This window comes from Helicobacter bilis (assembly GCF_900198365.1).
GTDB lineage: Bacteria > Campylobacterota > Campylobacteria > Campylobacterales > Helicobacteraceae > Helicobacter_A > Helicobacter_A bilis_B.
On the sequence record NZ_FZMS01000026.1, the window covers coordinates 21,916 to 41,025 of the forward strand.

A 19,110-nucleotide genomic window follows, 5' to 3' on the forward strand; every position below is an offset into this window, starting at 1 on the left:
GTATTCATTTAGAAACTTAAATAAACATTTACCAAAAATGCAAATTTTTAGATAGTATCGAAATTCTAAGATTTTATAAGGTTTTTATTTGGAAAATTTCTTTCGCTTTTTTGTCTTTTGTTTAATCGTAGGGCTTGGATTCTACTTTACTTTTCCTTATGGTTTGAGTAGTGCGGATTTAAATGCGACTTTTAAAAGCATTGGAATCACGCTTATACTTACTACCGGTGGGGTTTTTATAGGTATTGTGGTTGGCGTTTTACTTGCATTTTTGCGAATGCTGCAGATTCGCATTTTAAACTTTCTTATTGATGAATACATTGATATTTTGCGTGGGACACCTTTGCTTATACAGCTTTTAGTGTTTGCTTATATCGTATTTGCGACATTGAATGATAACTTTTTGGCTGCCCTTGTTGCTATCGGTCTTAACTCATCAGCATATATAGCAGAGATTGTAAGGGCTGGGATACAAAGCGTAGATAAAGGGCAAATGGATGCTGGTAGGGCTATGGGACTAACGCATTCTGCGACAATGAGACATATCATCATGCCACAAGCGATTAAAAATATCTTGCCTAGCCTTGCGAATGAATTTATCGTTGTGTTTAAAGAAACTTCTGTTGTAGGACTAATTAGTGTCAATGACTTGACAATGCAGGCAAAGGCATTACAAGCAGTTTTGTATAATCCAACGCCATATATATTTGCAGGGGTATTTTACTATATGTGTGTGAAAATCTTTTCATGGCTTACAAAGCTTTTAGAGAGGGAGTTGCATAAACATGATTAAGGTGCATAATCTCGTAAAAAACTATGGTGAAAATACAATCTTACATGGAATCACAACACAGATTAAAGAGGGCGAGGTAGTCGCTATCATTGGTCCTAGTGGTGGTGGTAAAAGCACTTTTTTGCGTTGTCTTAATCTACTTGAGATGCCAACAAGTGGGCAAATCATAGTCGATGGCATAGACATTATGGATTCTAAAACAGATATTAATAAAGTGCGTCAAAAAGTTAGCATGGTCTTTCAGCATTTTAATCTTTTTCATAATAAAAATGTGATAGAGAATCTCACATTAGCCCCTATCCAAACAGGGATTATGACAAAAGATGAGGCAATGCAAAAGGCTAGAAACTTGTTGCAGAGAGTAGGACTTTTAGATAAAGAGAGTGTGAAGCCCTCAAAGCTTTCAGGCGGACAGAAACAACGCATTGCGATTGCTAGAAGCTTATGTATGAATCCTAGCATTATTTTATTTGATGAGCCGACTTCAGCCCTTGATCCAGAGATGGTAGGAGAAGTCCTAGCTTTAATACAAGAGCTTGCAAAAGAGGGTATGACAATGGTTGTTGTTACGCATGAGATGGGCTTTGCAAAGAATGTTGCGAATAGAATCTTATTTATGGAAAAGGGGCAAATTGTCGTTGATGACAACCCAAATAAAGTTTTCAATACGCCAGAAAATGAGCGTTTAAAAGAGTTTTTAAACAAGGTTTTAAATCACTAGAAAGGAAATTTATGAAGAAAATTTTGTCGTTATTATGTGTTAGTTTTGCGTTATTTTTTGTTGCTTGCAGCAAAGAAGAGGTATGTGGTGGAAATGATAAGGAGTTAAGAGTTGGCTTAAACGCAGAGTATCCGCCATTTGAATACAAACAGGACGCAAAAATAATAGGCTTTGATATAGACATACTTGATGCAGTGAGCAAGAAAGTAGGCTTTAACTATACGCTAAATCACATGAGCTTTGATGGTCTTATACCCGCATTAAAGGCATGTAAAATCGATATGATTATCTCAAGTATGAGTGCGACACAAGAGCGTATGAAACAAGTAGATTTTAGCATTCCTTACTATGAGGGTGAAACTTTGTATATAAAGCGAAAGGATAGTGCTGATATAGTCGATAAAGATTCTATTAAGGGTAAGAAAGTCGGCGTATTTCTTGGCACGGTGCAAGAACAAGCTGCACAGAAAATGAAAGATGAATACAATATTAAAGTGGTAATGAGTGAAAGCATTTTAGGTGCGATATTAAACCTTAAATCGGGCAAAGTCGATGTGGCATTAGCCGATTATGCAACCGCACAAGGTTATCTTAAAGAAAATGAAGAACTCATTGGATTCTATCATGAAAAAGATGGTAGTGAAGGGCTATCCATCGCATTTGATAAAGGCAAACATGCAGAATTACTCGCTAAAATCAATGACGCTATAAAAGAGCTTAAGGAAAGTGGCGAATATGATAAACTTTTAATAAAGCATAACTTAAGAAATGAGAATTTAAAGTAGTTGTATATTATTTCATGTTTGATAAGTGTTGCATTAAGATATAGAATCTAGCGATAATTTATTGTAGATTCTAGGCTATATTACTCATATTAGCTGATGATATCTTTGGTTTTCATGGATTGGTATCTGTGATTGCAATGGTTCTTTGCATATTTATAAGCTCTTGGTATGTTAAAATTTTGCCTAATAATTCACAAAACATGTTGAGTGTAAATCTAGAGAATATTAGCACGAGTAAGAGTTATTTAAAGGTTTTTATGTCTATCTGGACATCTACAAAAAAAACACTTAATCACAAATACAAAAATACATTAACACATAAAATCTCATATAAGAGTTTTTTATAACCTTATTAATGTGTTCGCATGCTCTAATTTTGCAATAAAAGACTTTATCTCTAAGTTCATTTTCTTATAATTCCACAAATCTTTTGTTTTAATCTAAAAAAGGTTATACAAATTTTTAACTTATTTAAAGTGTGTTTTATGTGCTAATAAAGAAATAAAACTACACAATAAAAGATTCTAAAACCACGCAAAACAAACACACACAACTATATGTAAGATATAAAAACATAAGCCCGTGGAATCTTGGGGTTATCATTCAAAGTCAAAAAATCACAGAAAAATGATAAAATAGGCGGCATTTGTTTTGTATTTTGCCATATTGAAAGAGGAAGCATGGATAATAGGATATTTTTAAAGAGTGAAAAAGGGTATTTTGGAGAGGGCGATTTTAAGTTTGGCGGGTGTTTTATCCCCGAGATATTGTATCCGGCACTAAATGATTTACAAAAAGCATATAAACAGATATTCCAAACAAAAGGCTTTCAAAAAGAGTTAAAGCGACTTTTAAAAACATTTGTTGGCAGACCAACACCCCTTATCTATGCAAAAAACGCTTCCGAAATACTTGGGAATGAAATCTATCTCAAGTTCGAGGGCTTGGCAAATACAGGCGCACATAAGATAAATAATGCCCTAGCACAAGTCCTACTTGCAAAGCGAATGAAAAAAACACATATTATCGCAGAAACGGGTGCAGGGCAACATGGTGTAGCGGTGGCTAGTGTATGTGCTTTTTTAAAGATGCCTTGCACGATTTTCATGGGTGCGACAGATATACAAAGACAGCGACCAAATGTGTTTATAATGGAGCAGTTTGGTGCAGAAGTGGTGGCAGTAGAGAGTGGCACAAAGACGCTAAAAGACGCGGTAAATGAAGCCCTGCGTCAGTGGAGTAAAGTCCCACATGAATATTTTTATGTATTAGGTAGTGCGCTTGGTCCTTATCCTTACCCCGATATTGTGAGAGATTCTCAATCTATCATTGGCAAAGAGATAAAAAAGCAAATAAAAAAAGCTTTAGGTAAGTATTTAAACATATTTCTGCCAGACTATGTTGTCGCATGTGTTGGTGGTGGTAGTAACTCTATGGGGGCATTTAGTGCGTTTTTAGAAGATATGGAAGTAAAGCTTGTGGGTGTTGAAGCTGGGGGCGATGACTTTAAAGCAAATAAACATGCCATGCGACTTGCTGAAAATAGTGGGGCAAGTATCGGCGTAGCCCATGGCTATCGTTCCTACTTCTTGCAGGATAAACATGGGCAGATTTCAAATACGCATTCCATTAGTGCGGGGCTAGATTATGCTGGGGTTGGACCTCAACTCGCACACTTAAAGCATATTGGAAGAGTAGAGTTTATGGCTGCTAGTGATAATTCTGCTTTGGAGGCATTGCAATTTTTTGCGAGACATGAAGGGATACTACCTGCATTAGAATCAAGTCATGCTTTAGCTGGTGTGCTTGAGATCGCAAAGAAAGAGAAAAATAAAATCATAGTAGTAAATGTGAGTGGTAGGGGCGATAAGGATATTTTTATCACGGCAAAGGCTTTATGCACGAATGCGTGGAGAGACTTTTTAGAATCTGAATTGCAAAGTGTAGAAAAACTATTAAAACAGAAAAATAAACCAAAAGAAGTAGTGGTCCAAGAAGAAAGAGATGAAGAAGAATTAAAACAAAGGCAAAATGAGCTAAAACTTGCCCTGCAAGATATAAGCCACGAGGATATGAGCTTTTTTGATTCCACTGATACAGAAAATGATGACACAAAAGCACAAGATACGCAGCATTTAACAAGCACGCAAGCGGATTCTACAATACAAATACAAGACGATAAATCTTTACACAAGCTAGACATGCAGGATTTATCATCAATGACTTTGGATTCTATAAGTGAGCAGAGCTTAGAAAAGCTAGATTCTATGCTTTCTAATCAGGGCGTGGAGTCTAGGGCGGATAGTGAGAATCTAGAATCTAAGGCAGCTTGTCGTACTGAGCGTAGCGAAGTATCTAGTATGAAATCTCAACTAGATTTTTCGCTTAACATGCAAAATGATAAGACATTGGATTCCACAGATTCAACAGAATCTGCCACTACAGAAGCCATAGAAAATCTAGAATCTACAAATTGTCATATTGACCTTGAGCAAAGCGAAAAGGAAATGTCTAGTATAGATTTAGAGAGTGAGAGCAAAGAATTTTTAGAAAATGATGAAAATCTAGAATCTAATCTCACTAACACAACAGATAATACAGAGATAAACGACACAGAAACAATACAAGCTATTTTAAAACAAAGTGAGACGGAACAAGACAATAATAATATTCAAACAGAAAGCATAGAGGACAATTTGCAAGATTCTATAGAATCTAGCGAGATAGAAAATGTAGCAGATTTAATAGATACAGATTCTCTAAACTTAAATGAGAGTGATATAGAATCTTCACATAAAGAGCCACTACACTTTTTAACCACAGATTCTAATGTAGAATCTGAACTTTTAGAAACCACGCCATCTAGCAATAACACACAAGAAGCAAATATGCAAGCATTGCGTTTTTTACAAGGGAATGACTTGCAAGATAGCGACACACAAGATAATGATGACTTACAAGATGAGAGCGATTTGCAACTTGATATAATAAGTCAAATAGACACAGAACAAGAAGCAATATCTAAAGAAGATTCTATAAATCCCATAAGTGAATTTTCACAAGAAACAAGCGACAACACAGAATCTTTAGAATCTGCTGAGATAGAATCTAGCGAAATAAGCAATGAAACAGAGATTTTATCACAAGATACAGAAGCAAATTTGCAAGATTTAGTAGAATCTGATGACACAGATTCCACAGAAATACCCCAAAATGCAGATATATCACCAGAAACAGATATATCATTAGAATCTTTGCTTAGTGAAGATTCTAGTATAGACACAGACCAAAGCAACATAGCCCCAAATGATGATACGCAGAATCTCCAAGATGATATAGAACGAGAAAATATAGATTCTAAAGATAGCATGGATTCAAGCGAAGAGTTAGCCCAGCAGCTTTTGCTCGATTTGCAAACTATGCACGAGAGCGTCCCAGAAGCTTTGGAAGATTTACAACATTTATCAACACAATATAAGCAAGAAGATTCTATCGATGAAGTAGCACAAGACCCAAAAGAAACAGATATTACAAGTAATGAATTAGATCTTAATGATATAGAAAATATAGAATCTAGCACAATAGAAAAATGCAAAAATGCAATTGAGACAAGCGATACGCAAGAAAGCATTCTTGATACAGATATAACAGATAATATGCAAGAAGATGAGCTAGAATTAGCCAAAGACATATCACTAGACAATGTATCAACAGAAAATACGCAACAAATAGATGATGAATCGCCCATAAACATAAATGCCTTTGATGAAATGCTAGGTTTAGAAAGTCTAGATTCTACAAATGAGACAGCACAAGATTCTGGCGTTTTAGATTCTTTGCTTAACGCAGAAACAATATCGCAAGATGATTTCAATATAGACTTAATGACTAGCGAAGATTCTGTTAGCCCACTTATGCAAACCAATGATTTAGACTTAGATTCTAATGAAACAAATGGGGCAGATGATATACGAGACGATTTTGATTTAGAAGAATCGGATATGCAAATAGACTCTCTTACGCAAGATTCTACACAAGACAATTCAGTTGAATTAGACGGACATAAAGAAGCCACACAAGAACATGTAAATATACAAGATTCTATGACAGATGAAAATATAACCACAAATACGCTAGAATCTAACCCATTTCATTCTACCCAAGATGATGATATGGCTTCATTAACGCAAACTGATGATCTATTAGATGATATGGATTCTACGCATGATGACTTAGAGAGTTTAGGGCAAGAAATAGAAAATGAGTTGGCAGGTATTTTTACAGACACCATTGAAGACATAGATGATACAAGGCAATCAAATGAAAATAATGCAAGTATAGATTCTAACAATGAAGTTAATATAAGTGATAGTGAAAACAATATAGAAACAGATTTTTTATCACATGATTCTTCAAGTGATATTTTGGCAGAAAACCTAGACGCAACAGAAGACTCCAACACGCAAGATTCTAAAGATGAAGCGACAAATAATCAGACTCTAAGCTACATTAATACAAACATTGCTAAATCTCGTGTTTTTAAAACTGACCCAGAATTAAGTAAAATCTGTGGCAAGTCTTTAAAGTCATAATAGTTTCATACAACATGTTTGCAATTTTATGGTGGTTTCGCCACAAAACCAGCCAATATATCCCAACAGCAATAATATCTTTTGCAAAAATAACATAAAATTAATAAACTTTTAATCTAAAAAACACTAATATAATGGCTTACATTCTAAAAATGCTGAAAGGATAAGGGTATGCTAAAAAAGTTAATAACCGCAGGTGCGTTAAGCATGGCTGTGTGTGGAGTGAGTTTCGCAAAAAATGGTGCGTTAGATATTATGGAGTGGGCATTGCAAGATGCAGCAAAAGCTGGTGTCGCGTATCATTGTGCTGGAGATAGCACTCATGCGACATGCTATTTCAAAAATGTCGATGGTTTCTTATTCCAACTCAAAGATATGCGTGCTGATATATGGCTAAGTGATAACGAAGTGAAGCAAGAGGTATCAGGCAGTATCGCCGCAAATTTTGGGGAAGATATCAATAAATTTATCCCTAAAAGCTTTACATGCAATAGTGTCTCTACACTAAAAGACTTACAAAGTAATGCCAATGGGACATGTGTCATTAAAGTCGATGTGGCGACTTTACATTTAGAGTCAAATACACTTGTAGAATCTAAATCATTTAGATATAAGACTATGCCTACGCTTTTAGTGCAGTATATTGCAAAGGTAGATGAGTTTAGCAAAGAGTATGATCGCATTCAAACAAAATATGAAAATGATTTAGAAGCCTTGCAACAAGAAGCCGCTGATATGCTAGATGATATTGATGCGGATATTGATATGCTAAGTGTATCGCAAAGAAATACGCAACACGAATATGGTTGTGGTTGTAATAGCTGTAGGTCGCAATCTCAAACATACGCCATAGAGAAAGAAATCGATCGTAAGCAAGAAATTAAAGGACAAGTAAGAAAATCCTATGAAGATAAATACGACAAGATTCAAAAGCAATATGAAGAAGAAATGCAAAACTTTAGCGATTCAGTCGTAGCGTGGCTTAGCCAATACAACTATACTATGCAGGAAGCACGCGTTTATGTCCGTGCTAATAAACTTGCTACAAGTGCGTTTGAAACCTTTGCAAAAGAATATCTTGCCTTTAATGAGAATATCCCGCTATCAAAAGATGAGAGAATTGAAAGGGCAAACGAGAAGAAACGCATTACGGCCCAATACTATTCTAGCTTAGAAGCCAGTCGTGCTGGTGGTATGACTTTTGTAGAGCAAAGCCCATATTTAGCACCGCATCTAAAGAAAAGCTTACAAAAAATAGTGTCAGACCACGCACAGCTTTTAGATCCAAATGCAAAGAAAAGAAGTGTGAAAATCCTTATCACGCCGCTAGATAGCACAGCGATGAATCTCGGTGATGAAGCACAAAAGATGATCAACGCTTATAACAAAAGTAGAGGTCATGGACTGATGAAAACATTCTTTGATATTGTAAATAAATATGAGATTAAATCTGTGCGTGTGTGGCCAGAAAATAACTAGCAATATTTATAAAGATTTGATAAAAAGTGTTTATTTTCTTACAAGTTAGCTACGCTTCATTGCGGTTATACAACACTAAAATAAAGCGTAATTTGCATTGACTATTCTCTTTGTTTAATATAGAAGCCATGTAACTTTGAAAACATACAAAGAGTTTCTGCCAATACAATCCATACACACAAAAATAAGCTATAATCCACATAATTTATATATCTAGGATTACATAAGGTTAGAATATGACACTAGGGATAAATGGGCTTGGGAGAATGGGTCGCACGATCTTGCGTGAGGCGATTAAAAGGGGACATACCATCAAAGCACTCAATGATATTGCACAATGGGAGATTTTGACTTATCTCATTGAGTTTGATAGCGCACATGGCACATTTAGTCGCAATATTTCCTATTACAATGACACACTATGTATTGATAATCAAAAAATACATGTAAGCAATCATAATAACCCAAAAGATATTGATTTTGGTGAAGTAGATATTGTGATTGAATCAAGTGGTAAATTTCTCACGACAGAATCTATCAAGCACCATTTACAAAAAGGTGCGAAAAAAATCATCATTTCAGCCCCACCGCAAGATGATACAAAGACATTCGTGCTTGGTGTCAATCACTTAGATTACAATGGCGAGTTAATTATTTCAAATGCGTCTTGCACGACAAATTGCATTGCCCCTATTTGTGCCATACTTGATAAACATTATGGAATCACAAGTGCTACAATGACTACAATCCACAGCTACACAAACGATCAGAATCTACTTGATAACGCACACAGAAGCGATAAAAGAAGATCAAGGGCAGCCGCAAATAATATTATCCCTACCACAACGGGGGCGGCTATCGGTCTAAAGCGAGTTTTACCGAATCTAGAGGGTAAAATTCACGGACAGAGTGTGCGAGTGCCTTTGATTGATGTTTCAATGGCGGATTTAAACTTCTATCTTAATAAAGCCACAAAACTAGATGAGATACATACTTTATTAGAATCTTATGCAAATGATAGTATGAAAGGCATATTAAGCATTGATTCTAAATATCGTGTAAGTAGTGATTTTTTAGGGAGTGCGTATAGTAGCATTGTGGCAAAAGATTTAAGTGTGCAAGTTGGCAATATGCTAAAAATAATGGCATGGTATGATAATGAAAGCGGCTATGCAAATAGAATCTTAGATATGGCAGAGTTTATACTTGGATAATTGATACAAGATTCTAGATATTTGCGATTATCCTTAGATGTTTATTGTTAAAAATATTGCCAATATGTTGGATTTTTAATGTTACAATGTTTGCCTATTCTGCGAAAGATAAAGGAAAATGATGAAGAAATGGGGCTTTTTCATTGCATTTGGTGCGTGTCTTGTTGCAATCGTTTGGGTTGTAACCAAACAAAAAGATGAAGCACATAATACTCTTGTGTATATTGATTATGATATAAATAATAGTAATGTAATTAAAAGTAAGACAACTTATATTTCTGATTCTAGTCATACTTTTAAAATCTGTCAATCTAGAGATGGCGATACACCATGTAAAGAGATTTCAGGGGTGAAGCATGGGATACAAAAATGGTATGGCGATAGTGTTTTGAAATATGAAGATTTTTATGATCATGGCAATCGCACACGTACAATAGCCTATTACAACAATGGGTTAAAACGAAAAGAGTGTTTATATCAAGATGATAAGCTTTTACAAACAAATTTTTACGATAAAGATAATGCAAATTCTTTAGTTGAAACGATATTTTATAAAGATAATGAAGAAGTAAAAAAATATTATATCAACAATAAGATTCACAAAGAGGAAAAATATCGCAATAATAGGCTTGTAAGTAGAAAAATCTATGATAGCGATGGGTTGTTACAGCGACTTGAAGAGTATAATTTCATTGGGAATAATACAGATTCTTTTGATAATTTTTTTGAAGGGCTTGATTCTATAAATCCATTTTTATTTGAGTTTGAGAATCCAAACCCTATGCAAAGACCATATCAAGATAAAAATACAGGGGATAGTGGTTTATGGATTTAGTCCATTTGTGATTATTAATATTTCTTATAATAGCTAAAAATCTAACTCAAACTTTTGCTACCTTTTCATTTAGCCCATACGCATAACGCCTTGTTTAATCGGCACAAAAGAGCAAGATTCTAAAATATGGCTTGTGAGTGTATGATCTTTTTGTTTTACAAATCGTGCGATAACTTGTCCGCCATTATGATATATTGGGGCTACAAGCACACCATTGACTTGCAATTGATCGCTTAGTGTTTTTGGGATACTCTCTGTGCATGCAGAAAGTAAGATTCTATCATAGGGGGCGAAAGACGCCCAACCATTCATACCATCATCAAGCTTTATATTGATATTCATAATTTGTAGTTGTGCTATACGCGATCTTGCTTCAAGCCATAGAGATTCTATACGCTCAATGCTAAAAACTCTGCGTATAAGATGAGACAATACAACTGCTTGATAACCACTCCCAAGCCCTATTTCTAGCACACTATCTGGCTCTAATACGCTATCACCTAAATCATACGCCATGAGATAGGTTGTCATCTTTGCCACAGTGAGTGGTGCGCTAATCCATTGTTCATCACTTATAGGCAAAGCATTATCAAGGTGAAATGCGGAATGTTTTACGACAGAGGGGACAAAAAACTCCCTATCAGTTTGGCGTAATGCGGCGATGATTCTGGGGTCAAAGCTATCTTTGACATCTTTTAGCATTTCCATGTTTTTTATTTCATGAAGTTTCATGCGTGCGGGATTCCTGTGTCTATATGTATTCGCATTTTTGTAACTTCAGCGAGATTTACTTGTGCTTGTATCATCTCTTTAGAATCATTTTTATACACGATTCCATAAGGTGTGATAATGCTACTACCTTTTGCATACTCATTGCCCGCACATGAACTAGCAATAACAAAACTTTGATTTGCAATAGCTAAAGCACGCGTTAGTGTTTGAAAATGCACTTTCCTTGCCTTACCCCATGCGGCTGGGACAAAAATCACTTGTGCGCCTTGAATCTTTTTCCATAAATCAATAAAGCGGACTTCAAAACAATTGAGAGCCGCACATAAGATTCCATCAAGCATAAAAGTCTTAATATCCTTTATATCCCCCGCTTTAAAATGCAAGTGTTCGTTACCTAAAGGAAAAAGCTTTGCCTTTTTTTGTGTATAGGCTATGCGTCCTTTATGAAATACTTTCAAGCGATTGACATATTTTCTGCCTTCTTGCTCTATCATAGTGATTACAATAGTTTTATCCTTGCTTAATTCTTGTAACTTTCGCGTGGCAATCTCACTAAACTCACTTGCTTCTGCCATCTTTTGATATGCAAATCCTGTGAGAAAAACTTCACTTGCAAGAATGTAGGAATCTTTTTCACACTCTAGCACCTTTGCTTCAAGTCTTGCTAGATTCTCTTCCCAATTTGCTTTTGTCTTTAGCTGCAATGTATAAAAAGTCTTAAAAATCGTCTTCAAATTTTAATTCTCCCCGTGTGTAATTACGCACTTTTGCTTCAAAAAAGTTTGTCCGCTGATTGTTAAAATTTACCTGTTCATCTACCCATTGTATGGGATTTTGCGTGTTATACAAGATAGGATAATCAACTGCTTTTAATCTTTTATCCGCTAAATACTCAATATATTGACGGATAATTTTTGCAGTCAAGCCTAGAATTTGTCCTTGCGTAATGTATTCCCCCCAGCTAGATTCTAAATCCACTGCTTGACGAAACATCTCCATAACCTCATCTTGTAATGCTTGTGTGAAAAGATCTGGTCTTTCTTTACGCGTAGAGATAATCATTTGTTGAAAAATCGTTAAATGTGTAATTTCATCGCGTTGGATAAAGCGTATCATTTCTGCACTATTTTGCATTTTACCACTTCTAGCAAGTGTGTAAAAAAACGCAAAACCGCTATAAAAATAGATTCCCTCTAGAATCTGATTGGCAAACATGGCTTTTATAAGATTTGTTTCTGTTGGGTTTTTTGCAAGGTCTGTATATACATCAGCAATATAGTCATTTTTTGAGCGAAGTTTGTCATCTTTACGCCACATTTGATAGATTTCATCAGTATTTGCAGATATAGAATCTACCATAACCGCATAGCTTTGTGCGTGTAAAGATTCTTCAAACGCTTGACGCACTAAAAGCATATTTATTTCCGGGCATGTAATATATGGATTGATATTGTCTGTTAAGTTATTTGTTTGAAGTGAATCCATGAAAATAAGTTGGGCTAATGCTCTATCATAGCCTTGCTTTTCTTGCAGGGTTAGCTCCATATAATCGCGTTTATCTTGATTCATATTCACTTCTTCTGGAAACCAAGTATTTGCAAACATTGTGCGTAAAAGATTATAAGCCCACTGATATTTAATCTTATTTAACTCAAATATTGCGGTTGGATTCCCACCAAATATACGCCTTTCATTGACACTTTCTGTTGAGTGCGGATTATAGATTTTTTTGCGAGATACTCTATTGTCTTTCTGCGTGTTTTCACTAGTCATACTCATTTCCTTTAAATGTGGAATTATAACAAAAAAGGTGAATTTTACATACTATTTTTATTTGCAACACGAGAGCAAATAAAGGCAATGGCAATAAATCCTACGCCAATAAGCCCTGTGATAATCTCACTTACTTCCATAAAAATCTTTAATAGCATAATAATAGCTAATGCCCCGATAGCATAATGTGCGCCATGCTCTAAATAGATAAGCTTTTGCAGTGTCTTATGCTCTACAAGATAAAGCGTCAAGCTACGCACAAACATAGCCCCAATGCCAAGCCCAATCATAATAATAAAAATATTCTCACTCAAGGCAAATGCCCCAATCACACCATCAAAACTAAAACTTGCATCAAGCACTTCTAAATACAAAAAGCCCATAAGCCCATTACGCACACCACCAGCCCCAAGAAATTTATCTGCGGAATGAATGATTAAATACAGCACAATCGCACAAAAATACGCCATGCCTACAAGTATATTATCCGTTAGGGCAAGTAGAATGATTCCAAGTGTGATAGCAAGCAATAAAGCAAAGTTTGGGAACTTCATAAAAAATCGCATAATAACATTATCTTCAATAAGGCTTAGCCAATGCACCTCTTTATCTTCACTAAAAAAGAATTGCAAACACACCATAAGTAAAAACCCAGCACCAAAAGCATAAATCTCAAAACGCGTTTCTTCAAGTGTTTTATGATACTCTTGTGGTGAATACAGGGCTAAATTCAGCGTTTCAAGCATACCAAGCCTTGCTGCTACTGCCACAATAACAATAGGAAAGATAAATCTCATACCAAACACAGCGATGGGAATCCCCCAATAAATAAATCTCTTTTGCCACTTTATATCCATCGTATCAAGCACTTTTGCATTAACCACAGCGTTATCAAATGAGAGACTAACCTCTAAGATAGAGAGTAAAATACATATGTAAATCGCCTGCCAAGCCCCAACATAAAATGCCAAAACTAGCCCAACTAAAGTTACAACAAAAGAACTATAAAAATGCTTCATCGCTCCCTCATTTTGTAGTAGAATAGTGTGCGTATTGTAGCATACTTTATATACACATAATATAATGTGAATCTAAGTAAGTCTTCTGTCTGTATGTCTATTACTATTTTTACTGATATTTTGAGAAAAAATACTACACTTTAAGTTTTTATTTGCTATAATTCTGCAATTTTATTTCTAAGATTAGTTTTTACTTTTATATTATTTTTCACATTCATTATTAAGGGGATTTTCATGGATAAAGCAATTACTAAACGATTAGAAACTCTAGATTCTATACTGCTTAGACTACGCGCTTCGATTAAGAAAAATGGCTTAAAAAACTCAAAACAAAGAGAAGAAATTATAGGTGCTCTCTACAAAAGTGGCACGCATTTAAGCCCTGAAGAAATCGCTAATCAATTACGCATTAAAGATAAGAATACAAGCATTTCATCTGTGTATAGAATCTTAAGTTTCTTAGAAAAAGAGCATTTTATTACAGCACTTGAAGCAGATAAAACGGGTAGAAGATATGAGATTGCTGCTAAAGCCCATCATGACCATATTATTTGTTTGCAATGCGGAGAGATTATTGAGTTTGTAGATTCTGATATTGAGAGATTGCAAGTTGATATTGCAGAGAAGTTTGGCACACAGCTTATAAGCCATGACATGCGACTTTTTGTGATGTGTGCGAAATGTAAGAATGTGTAGTTTTTACTTAAATGTTGCAGAGATTCTTGCATACAATCACACTTTATTTATTACGAAAAAGTGCGTTTGAACGCATTATCCTTTTATGTTTGTTTGTAGTGTCTTGTGTTACTTTGCTTAGCTATATCGAATATGATGAGTGGGTGCTTACACAACGCAAACAAGTGGATATTACAACTATGCAAAGCAATATAGCCTTACTTTTTAAAGATTATGAGATTACGAGTAAATGTAAGAATGCGATTTGTTCCAATAAAGAACTAAAACAAAGGCGAATGCAAACTACACTGCCCTATACAACAAATCACTACACTTTATTTTTTACTTGTAAGGCAATGCTATGCTATGAGTTTATACACGCCTTTGAAGCATTGCCTACACTTTTTATACACGAGATTTCATTGTCAAATGCGACAATACGAAATCTCGATTCTATGCCTTATGGGTGGAATATGGGAGTTAGGATGCAAGATAGCAAGAGTCTAGAATCTACAAATGCAGAGAATCTAGATTCTATACATTTTGCACCCCAAAGCCCTGCACCCGCCCAAGTGGTTGGGAATCTAGATTCCATAAATGATATGCCATTCACACAGGATATAAAAATCGTATTTTCTGTTGGGACATATCAAATATGATAACTTTAAAAACCTTTTCTAAAAGATTTATTGCAATCTCTGTTTGCATAGCTTTTCTTTTTCTTGTGTTTAAAGATAGATTCTTTATTACACCAACAGATGATATAGAATCTAAACTTTATTTTATACAGCAACAAAAAGATATTCCACACAAAGATTTTTCTTTTATAATCGATTTTTTAAGACCAAAAGAAGATAAGGCTTTACCCATTGAGTCATTACCACAGGAACATAAAGAGCCACAAGCACCGCTAAAACTCCATGCCATACTTAATAATAAAGCCTTAATTAATGAAGAATGGATTAGCCTTTATAGCACAATTAACTACAATGACAAAATCTATATTTTAGAAAAAATTACTAAACATGGAATCTTGTTATATAACAAAGATGATAGCAATGATAGATTTTATCTTGAGATTTTTACCACACCAAAAGAGCTTTTTTTGGACATACGATAGTTGATGAATATTTTGGTTGTTAAAAGTCAGCACAATCTTTTATGCAATAAGCCATAGTGTTTTAATATAGTCGCATTTCTATTTGCCATAATTTTTAATTCTTTGCGTGTATTTTTGTAATCAGGATAGAATCTTTCTACTTCTTGCCAAAAGAGTTTAGAGTGATTTGGGTGTCTAATATGTGCCAACTCATGTACCACAAGATAACGCAGTAATCTCTCATCGCACAGCACATTGCGATAATCAATCTTTATTTGAGCCTTACTATTGCATTGCCCAAGATATGACTTTGCGAAACTAATTATTAGCTTTGTGTAGTTTAGCTGCATTTGCAAAGCGTATTCATCTAATATTTCTTTTGATTTTGCATATAATCTTTGACATAAAGATTCTATAGTGCAATCTTTTGCTAAACATTGTGTCCCAAATACTACAAGTGAGTTTGGATACTCGTTTAGATATTGCGTTGCTAAGTCATTATTTGCATTGAATCTTGTTTGCTGTTTTAATAAAAATGTATTCATTTTAGCATGATTTTCTTTTATATATTGTTCTGCAATTTGTAGTGTATTTTTTGTGCGATATGGAAAATGAAAGATAAAAAAGCCCTCCACATTACACACAATACGCCATCTCTTAATGCGTTTGCTTGTCTTAATCTCAAACCAAAACCCCATAAATTCTTGCAACAATTATCCTTTTTTCTGCTAAAATAACGGCGATATAGTAGCAAATCAACTTAAAGGTGTCAAATGCGCGTCTTATTAATCAAAGATGTAGCGAATCTAGGCAAAGCTGGGGAAACAAAAGAAGTAAAAGATGGATATGCCAATAACTTTCTCATTGCTAAAGGACTTGCAAAACATGCCACAAATGAAGTTATCAATAAATACAAAGCAGAGCAGAAAAAACAAGCAGAACTAGAAGCATTACAGATTGCAGAAGCAAAGCAAATGCAACAAGCACTAGAAAAAATCGAGCTTACAATCTCAAAAAAAGTCGGCTCAAACAATCATCTCTTTGGATCACTCACAAAAGATGAAATCTCAAATGAATTGCAAGCCCAGCACAGAATCTCAATCGATAAAAAAGCCTTTGAGATTCCACAGATAAAAACTCTTGGCAAATTTCAAGCGGTTGTAAAACTTGGTCATGGACTACAAGCTAAGTTGAATTTAAATGTGATTGCAGAATAAGGGCTTATAATATCAGCAACTCATCGCATTTTACTAACTGCACGCCCCACATATTAAGCAAACAAATCCCACTATATACATGGCTACCTACGAAGTGATTGCGAAGCACCCCCGCCTTACTTTAATGATCTACTCAACAGAAAAAATATTACAGAAACACACTTATAACGAAGTATAAAGTCTAAAACAAGGACTTATGAGTTTGACGATAAGTAGAGAAGTAAAACAACAAGTTCTCTAGTATTAAACAGATCTTTTAATCTAATTTAACACATGCAATTCCTACCCCTTCGAGAAGACTTTATAAGAAGTGGTATTAACGATTATATTTCTTTCTAAATCGTTCTACACGACCCGTTGTATCGGCAATCTTATCGCTGCCAGTATAGAATGGATGACAAAAGCTTGATATATCAATGCGTAATTCAGGCTTTGTGCTTAGCACCTCAACTTCTTTACCGCTTGTTACACAGGTTACTTTGCAAGGAACATATTTAGGGTGAATGTCTTTTTTCATGGTAATTTATCTCCAAACGAATATAAAATAAAACTTAGGATTATAGCCAAAATAATCTTAAATACAGCTTGTAAATTTAAATTAATCATATTTTTGGTATAATCATCTACTCTAAAATCAAAAAAGCAAGGAATACTTCATGACTCAAACAACAGATATTGATTTTGAAACACATGTGGAAAAAGTGAAAGATATTATCAAGCAATTAAACGACAACACACTGAATCTAAAAGATGGTATGAAGTTATACAAAGATGCACAAACACACATCAATATGGCAAACAAAATGCTAGAAGAAGCAGAGTTTGAATTAAAAAATGCCCTAGAACAACAATAATATTTTATTGATAAAGGCAGTGGTTTGTTGCTGGGAGCACTCAAATATAGTTAGAGGTATCTCTATAAGACCCTAAGAAATCTAAAAACAATCAATTGCTAAGTCTTACAAAGAATATGTAGTAACTCAAAGCCACAAGCATATTAACAAAACCAACACAACAATACAAAAAATAGTGCAAACTTTACAGGTATAGAAGCGTGTTTAAATGAATTAAAATGTATCCAAATAAGTCCGGGCTATATACTATATGGAGATATAGAGTTCTAGCATATTGTGCTGGGGTAAATATATAAACAAAACAATTTTGTTTGATGTGTTTATAGTGTCAAATAAGGATTCTTGTGTTTGTTGTAGAAAAGTAGGTCTGTAATTTTTGTTATCGCGCGACCAACCAATAATATTGTGCTCTGGCAAGACCATATGAAAGTTTGATAACAATAATTATGGTAATTTGCAATAATGCAATTTTTTTATGTCATTGTAGATTCTATAGATATGGCATTTTGCTTGCTATTTCCCCGCAACTCTTTGTGGATACGCAATCTTTCCTTTTGAAAAGACGATGAGTTCTTGCAGGGTTTTTACTTCTTTTGGGAGTGATTGCATACATATTTCATATAGTCTAAAGGCAGTTAGTGCGTCAGCATAGGCCCTATGGGCTTGTGCTGTGTTTATACCTAACATATCGTTGAGATAGGCTAATGCGTATTTTTTTGATACGATAGTCCTACGACTAAGGTCTAGCGTGCATAGACGAGGATTAAAGAGTGGTGGCATATCGTATTCATGCAGACTTTCTGCGATAAAGTTGTAATCAAATGAAACATTATGTGCGACAAACACGCTATCACCCAAAAATGCGCGAAACTGCTTTAATACTTGCTCAAGTCGTGGTGCATCTTCTAGCATATAGGAATCTATGCCTGTGAGATCAATAATATCCTCTGGCACAAATGGGCTATACACAAGCGTATCAAAAGTGTCTAGTATCTCTCCATTTTGTGCGATTATTGCCCCGATTTCGATGATTTGCCCATTTTTCACACTTGCCGATGTCGTCTCTATATCCACAAAGCATAGTTTTGCTTCATTGAGATTAATATTTTTTATTGTTGTGTCAATAATATAATCGCTAGATTCTATATCACTCACTCTATAAAGTGGTGCATGTAAGCCAATCATTATTTCAAGCAGGGTTTCGCATTCAAGCGTGCCATATTCAGGCAAGACATTGCTTAATTGTGTATGAAAACTCTCAAGGCTTAGGGGCATTTGATCTAGCAGATTAAAATAGTGTCCAAAATACTGAAGTGCCATAT

18 protein-coding genes and 1 pseudogene are annotated in these 19,110 nt (G+C 34.9%); 12 read left to right on the forward strand and 7 right to left on the reverse strand.

Features of this window, described 5'->3' with window-relative positions:
• The first annotated feature begins 88 nt into the window (after positions 1–88).
• The 7 genes and pseudogenes from C6H08_RS04130 to C6H08_RS04165 all read left to right on the forward strand — a co-directional run bounded on the left by C6H08_RS04130 (position 89) and on the right by C6H08_RS04165 (position 10,419).
• On the forward strand, positions 89–793 hold the full coding sequence (locus tag C6H08_RS04130) for an amino acid ABC transporter permease (RefSeq protein ID WP_004085863.1): 705 nt from the start codon (positions 89–91) through the stop codon (positions 791–793).
• Positions 786–1,514 (forward strand): amino acid ABC transporter ATP-binding protein, encoded by a 729-nt coding sequence (locus C6H08_RS04135; protein ID WP_034562898.1) that lies wholly within the window; start codon positions 786–788, stop codon positions 1,512–1,514. Before C6H08_RS04130 ends, C6H08_RS04135 begins: the two co-directional genes overlap by 8 nt.
• 11 nt (positions 1,515–1,525) lie before the next feature.
• Positions 1,526–2,299 carry a basic amino acid ABC transporter substrate-binding protein gene (locus C6H08_RS04140; protein ID WP_034562896.1) on the forward strand — a complete coding sequence of 258 codons (774 nt, stop codon included), beginning with the start codon at positions 1,526–1,528 and terminating at the stop codon, positions 2,297–2,299.
• 680 nt (positions 2,300–2,979) lie between these two features.
• Positions 2,980–4,197: pseudogene (gene trpB, locus C6H08_RS11885) on the forward strand (tryptophan synthase subunit beta); the annotation flags it as partial.
• 2,865 nt (positions 4,198–7,062) lie between these two features.
• The gene (locus C6H08_RS04155; RefSeq protein ID WP_034579552.1) at positions 7,063–8,370 is read left to right on the forward strand and encodes a hypothetical protein; all 1,308 of its coding nucleotides are present in this window, start codon (positions 7,063–7,065) and stop codon (positions 8,368–8,370) included.
• A gap of 236 nt (positions 8,371–8,606) precedes the next feature.
• Complete coding sequence (gap, locus tag C6H08_RS04160; protein ID WP_034579550.1) at positions 8,607–9,584, forward strand: type I glyceraldehyde-3-phosphate dehydrogenase; 978 nt, start codon at positions 8,607–8,609, stop codon at positions 9,582–9,584.
• A 121-nt stretch (positions 9,585–9,705) separates the two neighbouring features.
• Positions 9,706–10,419, forward strand: coding sequence for a toxin-antitoxin system YwqK family antitoxin (locus C6H08_RS04165; protein ID WP_034579548.1), 714 nt, complete (start codon positions 9,706–9,708; stop codon positions 10,417–10,419).
• Between the two features lie 69 nt (positions 10,420–10,488).
• Here the strand turns inward: C6H08_RS04165 and C6H08_RS04170 are convergent, their stop codons facing one another.
• From C6H08_RS04170 to C6H08_RS04185, 4 genes are read right to left on the reverse strand one after another with little or no spacing between them, the layout of a single operon-like run.
• Positions 10,489–11,151 (reverse strand): protein-L-isoaspartate(D-aspartate) O-methyltransferase, encoded by a 663-nt coding sequence (locus C6H08_RS04170; protein ID WP_034562883.1) that lies wholly within the window; start codon positions 11,149–11,151, stop codon positions 10,489–10,491.
• A complete protein-coding gene (locus C6H08_RS04175; protein WP_034562881.1) occupies positions 11,148–11,885 on the reverse strand; it encodes a carbon-nitrogen hydrolase family protein in 738 nt (245 codons plus the stop codon). Before C6H08_RS04175 ends, C6H08_RS04170 begins: the two co-directional genes overlap by 4 nt.
• A complete protein-coding gene (locus C6H08_RS04180) occupies positions 11,869–12,924 on the reverse strand; it encodes a ribonucleotide-diphosphate reductase subunit beta (RefSeq protein ID WP_005219933.1) in 1,056 nt (351 codons plus the stop codon). The genes C6H08_RS04175 and C6H08_RS04180 overlap by 17 nt, the downstream gene beginning before the upstream one ends.
• 44 nt (positions 12,925–12,968) lie before the next feature.
• The gene (locus C6H08_RS04185) at positions 12,969–13,943 is read right to left on the reverse strand and encodes a DUF475 domain-containing protein (RefSeq protein WP_034562877.1); all 975 of its coding nucleotides are present in this window, start codon (positions 13,941–13,943) and stop codon (positions 12,969–12,971) included.
• 234 nt (positions 13,944–14,177) lie between these two features.
• Between C6H08_RS04185 and fur the strand changes: the two genes are divergently transcribed.
• Genes fur through C6H08_RS04200 form a run of 3 tightly spaced genes read left to right on the forward strand, consistent with a single transcriptional unit; the run spans position 14,178 to position 15,738 of the window.
• Positions 14,178–14,639 (forward strand): ferric iron uptake transcriptional regulator, encoded by a 462-nt coding sequence (gene fur / locus C6H08_RS04190; RefSeq protein ID WP_034562875.1) that lies wholly within the window; start codon positions 14,178–14,180, stop codon positions 14,637–14,639.
• A gap of 11 nt (positions 14,640–14,650) precedes the next feature.
• Positions 14,651–15,277, forward strand: coding sequence for a hypothetical protein (locus C6H08_RS04195; protein ID WP_233708484.1), 627 nt, complete (start codon positions 14,651–14,653; stop codon positions 15,275–15,277).
• The gene (locus C6H08_RS04200) at positions 15,274–15,738 is read left to right on the forward strand and encodes a hypothetical protein (protein WP_034562873.1); all 465 of its coding nucleotides are present in this window, start codon (positions 15,274–15,276) and stop codon (positions 15,736–15,738) included. Before C6H08_RS04195 ends, C6H08_RS04200 begins: the two co-directional genes overlap by 4 nt.
• Before the next feature lie 26 nt (positions 15,739–15,764).
• On the opposite strand, the gene C6H08_RS04205 is transcribed toward C6H08_RS04200, so the two are convergent.
• Entirely contained in the window at positions 15,765–16,427 is a 663-nt protein-coding gene (locus tag C6H08_RS04205; RefSeq protein ID WP_034579545.1) for a M48 metallopeptidase family protein, read from the reverse strand.
• A gap of 63 nt (positions 16,428–16,490) precedes the next feature.
• Here C6H08_RS04205 and rplI point away from each other — a divergent pair, with 63 nt between their 5' ends.
• Complete coding sequence (rplI, locus tag C6H08_RS04210) at positions 16,491–16,934, forward strand: 50S ribosomal protein L9 (RefSeq protein WP_034579542.1); 444 nt, start codon at positions 16,491–16,493, stop codon at positions 16,932–16,934.
• 316 nt (positions 16,935–17,250) lie between these two features.
• Here rplI and rpmE read toward each other — a convergent pair whose 3' ends face one another.
• Entirely contained in the window at positions 17,251–17,451 is a 201-nt protein-coding gene (gene rpmE, locus C6H08_RS04215; RefSeq protein ID WP_005219927.1) for a 50S ribosomal protein L31, read from the reverse strand.
• Between the two features lie 139 nt (positions 17,452–17,590).
• Here rpmE and xseB point away from each other — a divergent pair, with 139 nt between their 5' ends.
• Positions 17,591–17,788 carry an exodeoxyribonuclease VII small subunit gene (xseB, locus tag C6H08_RS04220; RefSeq protein WP_004084166.1) on the forward strand — a complete coding sequence of 66 codons (198 nt, stop codon included), beginning with the start codon at positions 17,591–17,593 and terminating at the stop codon, positions 17,786–17,788.
• A gap of 513 nt (positions 17,789–18,301) precedes the next feature.
• On the opposite strand, the gene C6H08_RS04225 is transcribed toward xseB, so the two are convergent.
• A complete protein-coding gene (locus C6H08_RS04225) occupies positions 18,302–19,108 on the reverse strand; it encodes a 3'-5' exonuclease (protein WP_034562867.1) in 807 nt (268 codons plus the stop codon).
• Between the last annotated feature and the right edge of the window lie 2 nt (positions 19,109–19,110).